The sequence below is a fragment of the Ancrocorticia sp. genome, from assembly GCF_052089425.1.
Taxonomy (GTDB): Bacteria; Actinomycetota; Actinomycetes; order Actinomycetales; family Actinomycetaceae; genus Ancrocorticia.
Genome location: NZ_JBQCZW010000061.1, coordinates 1 through 7,697 on the forward strand (window position 1 = coordinate 1; position 7,697 = coordinate 7,697).

Below are 7,697 nucleotides of genomic sequence, written 5' to 3' on the forward strand. Positions count from 1 at the left end.
AAAGTGTCACCGATGTCCTGATACAGAACTGTCACCAAAGTCCAGATACATAACATGTGCGTATGTGACCGGCTTACACAGCATGCGGAACTGAGTTGTTGATTTTGGCCTATCCGGGCTACCTTCGGCCCGATCGGTGCCGTTTCCTGCGGATCTGTTGAATGAGAGCTTGTTTGGTTTCCTCCCATTCGTACCAAACTTGGTTGTAGCTCAGCCGAAAGACCTCATACCCCAGACCTATTGCCGCCATATCCCGTTTCCGGTCATTTTCGTAAGAATCCGCGCCGGAGTGATGGGCCGCGCTGCCGCACTCAATGATGAGTAGCTCGCCCGCGAGGATGTCCACGCGTCCAACGCCCAAGATCTCCACTTGCGTACGCACATGAACACCACGCGATTTGAGAAAGTAGCGAACTCTAGTCTCGCTGCCCGACTGTGCCCAAGAAACTGACGCGGAAAGATGACGATTTCGCCGAGGAGCTCCACTTATCAGGCTCTGAACGTCTACTGGGGAAATCAACTGAAGATTGAGAGCGGATTCGATGACGATGAGAGAATCCTCGGGCCCGTGCGCGCGCAGGACTTGGGCGAGACAGTCCTGAACCGGCCACACGGCTGTGTCGCAACGTGGAAAAGTATAGCGGTGAACGAAGGTACCGTCACCGTTGGGAGGCTTCTTTCCCGTGTGGTAGATGACATGAGTTTGGGTGGCAGGCGGAACCCAGAGGCCATGGTGTTTACAGCCCGACAAGCAACCAATTCGAATCCCTTGCCTGATGTATCCGACGATGCGTGGATTGGCATCGCGGGATGCATACCAACCCCGACATACCTTGGTGAGGCGCCCTTGCTCGACGAGTTGCCTGATGTGCGGCGGTGACAGCCCACGCCGTTCGAGTTCCCTGACCGAGTACACGCCGATATCTTCCATGGCTTGATTATTCAGACAATACGCCTGACGTGCTCGAAGACGCTGAGTCTCGTGGATAACCCTGTGGATAACCTTGTGTTCTGTTGGTAGCTTCGAGTCCCGTTGGATCACAATGATTTCCGTGTTCTTAGCTGTCGGAGATCATTTCCCACAACTATCTGGTGAGGAGGATAATCGGACTATGTCCGCGTCCAACCAGCAGCGCAATACTCCAGCTTCGTCCGTGTCCAGCCTGACATTCCAGTGCACCTCCTGCGGCCATTACGAGCCAACAACTACACGCACACCCTCTTGCCCACGCTGCGGTGGGCTCTGGGACTTAGAGTACGAACCGCCGCGGTTCGATCCCACGCGCATCGACACGCAGGAGTGGTCTCAGTTCCGCTACCGCCGGTACATGGCGCTTGATGATGAGAGCTGGCGCAACATCACGTTGGGGGAGGGGATGACTCCGATCGTCCGCTTCAACGATGACATCCTCTTGAAGATGGACTACTTCATGCCCACGCTCTCCTTCAAGGATCGCGGCGCGGCGGCACTCATCGCACATTGCCAAGCGATTGGCGTGGATAGCGTGGTCCAGGATTCCAGCGGTAACGCCGGCAATTCGGTCGCGGCATACTGTGGTCGCGCTGGAATCGCCTGTGAAATTTTCGTTCCTGAGGGTACATCCCCGAAGAAAATAGCCATGATCGAAGCCCACGGAGCAACAGTCAACGTCGTGCCGGGATCGCGCGATCACTGCGCGCAGGTGTGCCGTTCCAAAGTTGTCGAACAGGGGGTGTATTACGCGAATCACGTGTACAACCCCTTCTTCTATGAGGGGACGAAAACATACATTTACGAGACCTTTGAACAGCTTGGACGTATCCCGCGCCACATCCTGATTCCGGTGGGCAACGGCACCTTGTACCTCGGCGCGATCTACGCGCTTGAGCATCTCGTCAGCTCCGGCGCGATACACGAGATGCCCCAGATCATCGCCGTCCAGAGCGAGAAATGCGATCCGCTCCTCCAAGCGGCCGAGCGCCGCGAATCCACTCCCGTGACTATCACCCCCGAACCCACGATCGCTGAAGGCATCGCGATTGGCGAGCCGATGCGCGGCCGCCAGATCCTCGCACTCGCGAAAAAGCACGGCGTCCGCTTCGTCCACGCTCCAGAGAATGACATTATGACCGCCCGCGCGGAACTCGCCGCGAAAGGTGTCTACTGCGAGCACACCACGGCTGCCAACCTCGCCGCGTACCGCCAGTATGTCCGCGAGTTTGGCCCCACCTCGGATTGTTTAATCACGATGTGTGGGGCGGGCCTGAAGTCGGGTCACTAGCTATTTTGAGGACGACGACGGGCAATCTTCCAGAAACTGCAGTACGCCCGAGCGTAGGAGCTCGGGAAGGGCGGCCTCAATCTCGCCTCGCACATCGGCCTCATCTTGGGTCAACAGCGTGGCGATTGCGGGAATCACCTGCGCGGGGGAGAGCTCCCCATCCGATACGCCGATCAGGGCCGCCACCGCCGAGGTCACCGAGCGTTCGCGGCCACCAGCGCGCCCTTGCGTGACCCGTATCAGCTCGGGATTCTCCCTTCCGGGAACGAAGTACCGCACTTCGCGCACATCGGGAGCGCACACGAGTGGCATACTCTCCCACTGTGCCGGAATAGTGAGGCTAGCGAGGGCAGTCTGGACTGCAAGTGCATCAACTGGTTTCCCCTCTGGCAGATATTCGCACACGAGATTTAACCGTCCGTCCGCCTGAGCCATACCACCTGCTGGGCCAACGCGTAATGCGAGCGACCCCAGGCCGATGTACGTGGTTCCCGCGGCACTAAAATCGCGCAGCCATTCGCGATATTCTGCCTGCCACTGCGTGGGAGTGATCTGGCTGCCTTTGGCGTCACGTATCCACCACTCGGCGTACTGGGAAACATCGAGGAGGTCGCGCTGCACCAGCCACGCATCAACGGACTGACTGCGCGCCAGAACCCGCGACGCCGCCCGCTCAATCCACTGCCGCGGGCGCACCGCCCATTCGCTTTCCGCCCCATTGACCTCCCAGTTGGCCAGCATCTGCAAGGTTCCACCCGGAGCCACATGCTCCACGGCCTCGCCAATAATCCATGGAATGAGCGAGTCGCGCTCCATTCCGCCGTCGCGATACTCAAGAGTGCCGCCTCCCCGGACGGCTTGCGGGGTAATGACGAAGGGTGGATTGGAGGTGATGAGATCGAACTGTTCACCGGCAACTGGTTCGAAAAAGCTCCCCTGACGCACGTCGATGGCTGCCTCGTTGAGCAGCGAATTGAAGCGTGTGAAGTTACAGGCTCGCTCCGAGATATCGGTGGCGATCACCCGCTGGGAATGCAGCGTCAGATACAGCGCAAGGATTCCACATCCACACCCCAGATCGAGTGCCGCATCCACCGGCTCTCGCAGAGTCAACCGCGCAAGGCTTGAGGAAGCGGAGGCGATCCCAAGTACATAATCTTCACGGGGTGCTCGGCCAGTCTGTGCCTGAGAAAGATCAGAAGCCACCCACCAGTGCGGTGCAGCCTGACCGCCAGATTCCGCCAATTCGCCGAGGTCACGGGAATCCCCACGGTGTGGTGAAATCTGACTCTCGTGCGGCCGCAGCTCCACCGTCCCGCGTAGTGCTTCGGAATCGAGAGCGGTTTCTAGCAGCCCGAGCTCCCGCGCCCCCTTCACACCCAAACGTGGGAACGCCTGTTCCACCGCCGCCGCATCAGCGGCCTCCGCAAGTACGAAGAGCCGAGTGAGCACCGCCGCGGGCGAGTTATTTCTCTCCAGCTCCATGGCAGCGGGCGTTAGCTGGTCGCGCCTGAGCGCGCCGAGTGCCATGGGAGAAAGGAGTTCCTCGATGGCTCCCTCCGTCCACTCTGCGGCGCCAAGATCGCTGCGAAGCCGGGCGATCAGCGCTTCATTGAGGAGCAAGGTTGGAGCGGACTCAGAGATACGAGACGTCATCCCCCGAGTTTATCGCGCCGTTCCTCCAGACTGGTGCGCACTCCAGACCTGTGCGCAGAAAAAAGATGGGAGAAGATGCCCTTGACGCGAGCCACTGCGAGTGAGGAACGATAGACCTATGAGAACCACAACTGCCATTGGCTATGAAAACAACCTGCCCATCTCCGATCCGAATTCCCTCGGCACCCGCGAGATCGAGGTTCCGCCGCTCGGCCCGCATGACCTGCTCGTGGAGGTCGAGGCGGTGTCCGTCAACCCGGTTGACACCAAACAGCGCAAAGGCGCGCCCTCAGGTGGTTTTCGAGTGCTCGGTTTCGATGCTGCGGGAACGGTCCGCGAGGTCGGCTCCGCCGTCACCCTATTCGCGCCTGGAGATGAGGTGTTCTACGCCGGCACCATTGATCGGCCGGGCACGAATCAGCGCTTCCACGTCGTCGACGAACGAATAACCGGCCACAAACCCACTTCGCTCTCCTTCACGGACGCGGCATCCATCCCACTCACGGCGATTACGGCGTGGGAATCGCTCTTCGATCGCCTCCTGCTCAACGAGGAATCGCGCGGAACGCTCTTGGTGGTTGGGGCTACAGGCGGCGTAGGATCAGTGATGCTACAGTTGGCCGAAGCGCTGCTGCCGGGCGTTACCGTCATTGCGACCGCCTCGAACAGTGAGCGCGCCACGTGGGCACGCGATCTCGGCGCCGAACATACTGTCAACCACCACGAGGATCTGCCCGCCCAAGTTCTTGGCATTGCCCCACGCGGTGTGGACTGGCTGTTTACCGCGCATTCCAAGGGTCAGATCGATACATACGCGGAGATCGTTCGCTCATTTGGCCACATCGTGGCGATTGATGACGGTCCGCGCGACATCGCACCCCTTAAAGCCAAGAGCATTGCGTGGCACTGGGAGCTGATGTTCACGCGGCCCGTTCAGCAGACCCCAGACATGATTGAGCAGCACCACCTGTTGGATACGGTGGCTCGGCTTGTTGACGAGGGAAGAATGAGGGCGACGACGACGAATTCTCTCACGCCCATCTCCGCCGAGACGCTGCGAGAGGCGCATGCGCTTATCGAAGGCGGCAGGACCGTAGGCAAGATTGTGCTTCACGGCTGGGAGTAGGTGGGTGTCTAAGCCAGCGGAACCTCAATCAAAAGCGAGGTCAATGAGTAGATTCGCTTCTACGCGCACTCTACCTGCCCAGATCACATGTCCACGGGTATACTCTGAGTATGACTGCCACGACAATTAAGGTTCCTTCCGAGCTGCGTGATCGATTGAAGAATGAGGCAGCTCAGGAAGGGCATACGATGAGCGAGCACATAGAGAAACTGCTCGATGAGGATTCCCGGCGCCAACGCTTTAGTAGATTGCGGGAACAGATCGCTGCGAATCCGCCAGATGATGAGTACGTCAAAAGTGCCGAAGAGTGGCAGGCCGATCAGTGGTGAATGTTGTTGCCGGGCAGGTTTATTGGCTCCGTTCTGACGCAACGATTGGTCGCGAGCAATCGGGGCGCCGTCCGGCAGTGATAGTCAGTGGACAGAGCTATAACGACACCGTGACGACCCTTGTCTGGGCGGTCCCTATTACTTCGGTTGATCGGCAATGGGACAATCACATCGAATTGACCGGCCCGACTGGTCTGGATCGCGATAGTTTTGCTATGACTGAGCAACTCCGAGTCGTATCTCGGAATCGCCTTGGCGGGCTAATCGGAGCGGTGGACAACCAGACACTGAGCCTCATACGCCGGTGGCTCGTGGATTTTCTGGATGATTAAGATTCGCGGTAATCGGCCTGATGGCAGCGGAAGCTGACGTGCTGGGAGAAATTGTTAATCGTCGTCGTCATTAATCCCGGATAGCGTAAAACGCTCTCCGGACCAACGTTCCCGGAGCCAGCGATCGTGGGAAGCTACGACAATCGTGCCCGGGTAATCCGCCAGAGCATCTTCGAGCGCTGTAACTAAGCCGAGCGAGAAGTGGTTGGTGGGCTCGTCCAGAAGCAAGATCTCGGGCGGATCAGCCAAAATCACCGCGAGTGCGAGACGCCGCTGCTGGCCCACGCTGAGGGCCGCCACCGGACGATTTTGGTCGCGGCCTGCGATCAGGCCAAAGGTGCTGAGCGGGACGCGTTCGGCGATCTGGGCGCCGATGAGATCCGTGTAGGCCTGCAACGCGGTGCGGTTAGGGCCACGCCCGGCCGGATCGGGCAGATCGATCTCCTGCGTCAGAAGCTTGATTCGATCGGTTCCGGCCCGGGTGACCTGGCCGGTGGCGGGTGGCAGGTTCCCGTTCAACACGTTGAGGAGTGTGGACTTTCCCGAGCCGTTTGCACCGGTAATGAGCCACTTTTCACCGCGACTGATGCTGAGGGACATGGGCTTCAAGCGGTTCGCTACTGAAACATCGGTGGCCACGAGCACAGGCTCGAGCGGTCCGGGAGTGTTTGGGTTGCCAGCAGCTGTGAGCCCGTGGAATTCGAGGCCCGTTGGCGGCTTGCGGATCTGTTGCTCTTCGAGGGTCTCGAGGCGGGAACGTGCGTCATTGACGCGGCGTGAAACTACCTTGGCGTTGCGGTCACCGTAGAACTTTTTTGCCATTCGCGATTCGCTGCGCGGCTTCCAGTTTTCGTGGCCAACGATGTGTTGATCCCTGACCGAGGAGCGCAGGCGTTTGAGTTCTGCCTGTTCATCGCGATACTGGCGTTGCCACCGTTCTTTGGCTTCGGCTTGCTCGGTCAGGTAATCGCTGTACGTGCCCGTGAAGCGTGTGACTCCAATGCCTGTGCCGGTGCCGTCTTGGACCAGAGGCCCGGCTACCGAATGGGGAATCGGCGAGGGATCTAGATCCAGTAGGGAAGTGGCTGCATCGTCAAGAAATGCCCTGTCGTGGCTGGCTATGAGCACGGGGCCACGCCATGCGGTCAGTACGCTGACCAGATAGGCGGTGGCTGCGTCATCGAGGTGATTCGTTGGCTCATCAAGGAGGAGCACGTCGGGTGTGCTGAGGAGCAGCCAGCCGAGGGCGAGCCGGGCACGCTGGCCGCCGGAGAGGGTCCCTGTTGGGCGCGAGCGGTCGATTGAATCCAGCCCTAGCCCAGCTATCGTGGCGGAAATCCTCGCGTCGGTTTCCCATGCGTCCAGACGCTCAGCTGTGTCTAGGGCTTCGGCGAAGGCACTAGCCGCTTTTTGGTCCTCAGGATGCTCCGCCATCGCATTGCCCATGTCAGTGACGGCTGCCGCGGCGCGCCTTGCCGGTGCTACTGCCGATTCCAGAGCGTCAGCAATCGAGTCTGTGGGGGCGAATGGGAACTCCTGATGGAGGAGGCCGATTGATGCTGCTGAATTATCCAAGTGCGCACTACCGGTGGCGGGGCTCGCTGAACGTGCAGCAGTATGGGCAGTGGCTTTGTCAGTGGCGGCGCTAACGGCAGTAGCTCCGCCCGGTGTATTCATGGTGATGGTGCCCGATGCTGGTTCGAGAAGGCCCGCGATTATGCGTAGCAACGTTGACTTGCCCGAGCCATTTTCGCCGATCAGACCCACTCGATCACCCGCGGACACCACAAACGAAACATTAGTGAGCACCCGCAGGGCGGCGAAGGAGAAGGAGATGCCGTCTACGCGCAGATGAGAGCCGGATTGGACAAGAGATGATGCGGAAGGGGAGTGATGCATGAGTGTTCCAAAGGACGCAATGAAACCTGCCGGGCACTCGGCCTCAGGCGCAGGTCTTGGTCAACACTCAATCGATCACGGAAGAACCGTACCA

The 7,697-nt window shown here is 59.5% G+C and carries 7 protein-coding genes; 4 read left to right on the plus strand and 3 right to left on the minus strand.

The features are described 5' to 3' along the window. Positions 1 to 118: 118 nt before the first annotated feature. The gene (locus ACTHV6_RS11585) at positions 119 to 931 is read right to left on the minus strand and encodes a type IV toxin-antitoxin system AbiEi family antitoxin domain-containing protein (RefSeq protein WP_441387761.1); all 813 of its coding nucleotides are present in this window, start codon (positions 929 to 931) and stop codon (positions 119 to 121) included. A 181-nt stretch (positions 932 to 1,112) separates the two neighbouring features. Between ACTHV6_RS11585 and ACTHV6_RS11590 the strand changes: the two genes are divergently transcribed. Next, complete coding sequence (locus ACTHV6_RS11590) at positions 1,113 to 2,261, plus strand: threonine synthase (protein ID WP_441387763.1); 1,149 nt, start codon at positions 1,113 to 1,115, stop codon at positions 2,259 to 2,261. Here ACTHV6_RS11590 and ACTHV6_RS11595 read toward each other — a convergent pair whose 3' ends face one another. Next, the gene (locus ACTHV6_RS11595; protein ID WP_441387764.1) at positions 2,262 to 3,917 is read right to left on the minus strand and encodes a DUF7059 domain-containing protein; all 1,656 of its coding nucleotides are present in this window, start codon (positions 3,915 to 3,917) and stop codon (positions 2,262 to 2,264) included. A 118-nt stretch (positions 3,918 to 4,035) separates the two neighbouring features. Between ACTHV6_RS11595 and ACTHV6_RS11600 the strand changes: the two genes are divergently transcribed. The 3 genes from ACTHV6_RS11600 to ACTHV6_RS11610 all read left to right on the plus strand — a co-directional run bounded on the left by ACTHV6_RS11600 (position 4,036) and on the right by ACTHV6_RS11610 (position 5,704). After that, positions 4,036 to 5,043: a zinc-binding alcohol dehydrogenase family protein gene (locus tag ACTHV6_RS11600; RefSeq protein WP_441387766.1), complete on the plus strand. Its 1,008-nt coding sequence runs from the start codon at positions 4,036 to 4,038 to the stop codon at positions 5,041 to 5,043. A gap of 110 nt (positions 5,044 to 5,153) precedes the next feature. Then, entirely contained in the window at positions 5,154 to 5,372 is a 219-nt protein-coding gene (locus tag ACTHV6_RS11605; protein ID WP_441387767.1) for a ribbon-helix-helix protein, read from the plus strand. After that, on the plus strand, positions 5,369 to 5,704 hold the full coding sequence (locus ACTHV6_RS11610) for a type II toxin-antitoxin system PemK/MazF family toxin (RefSeq protein ID WP_441387770.1): 336 nt from the start codon (positions 5,369 to 5,371) through the stop codon (positions 5,702 to 5,704). Before ACTHV6_RS11605 ends, ACTHV6_RS11610 begins: the two co-directional genes overlap by 4 nt. Positions 5,705 to 5,758: 54 nt before the next feature. Here the strand turns inward: ACTHV6_RS11610 and ACTHV6_RS11615 are convergent, their stop codons facing one another. Continuing rightward, positions 5,759 to 7,603: an ABC-F family ATP-binding cassette domain-containing protein gene (locus ACTHV6_RS11615; protein WP_441387768.1), complete on the minus strand. Its 1,845-nt coding sequence runs from the start codon at positions 7,601 to 7,603 to the stop codon at positions 5,759 to 5,761. Positions 7,604 to 7,697 lie beyond the last annotated feature (94 nt).

Coding starts and splice junctions, on each gene's coding strand:
- ACTHV6_RS11600 (WP_441387766.1), top strand. CDS start 4,036: ATGAGAACCACAACTGCCATTGGCTATGAAAACAACCTGCCCATCTCC.
- ACTHV6_RS11615 (WP_441387768.1), bottom strand. CDS start 7,603: ATGCATCACTCCCCTTCCGCATCATCTCTTGTCCAATCCGGCTCTCAT.
- ACTHV6_RS11595 (WP_441387764.1), bottom strand. CDS start 3,917: ATGACGTCTCGTATCTCTGAGTCCGCTCCAACCTTGCTCCTCAATGAA.
- ACTHV6_RS11590 (WP_441387763.1), top strand. CDS start 1,113: ATGTCCGCGTCCAACCAGCAGCGCAATACTCCAGCTTCGTCCGTGTCC.
- ACTHV6_RS11605 (WP_441387767.1), top strand. CDS start 5,154: ATGACTGCCACGACAATTAAGGTTCCTTCCGAGCTGCGTGATCGATTG.
- ACTHV6_RS11585 (WP_441387761.1), bottom strand. CDS start 931: ATGGAAGATATCGGCGTGTACTCGGTCAGGGAACTCGAACGGCGTGGG.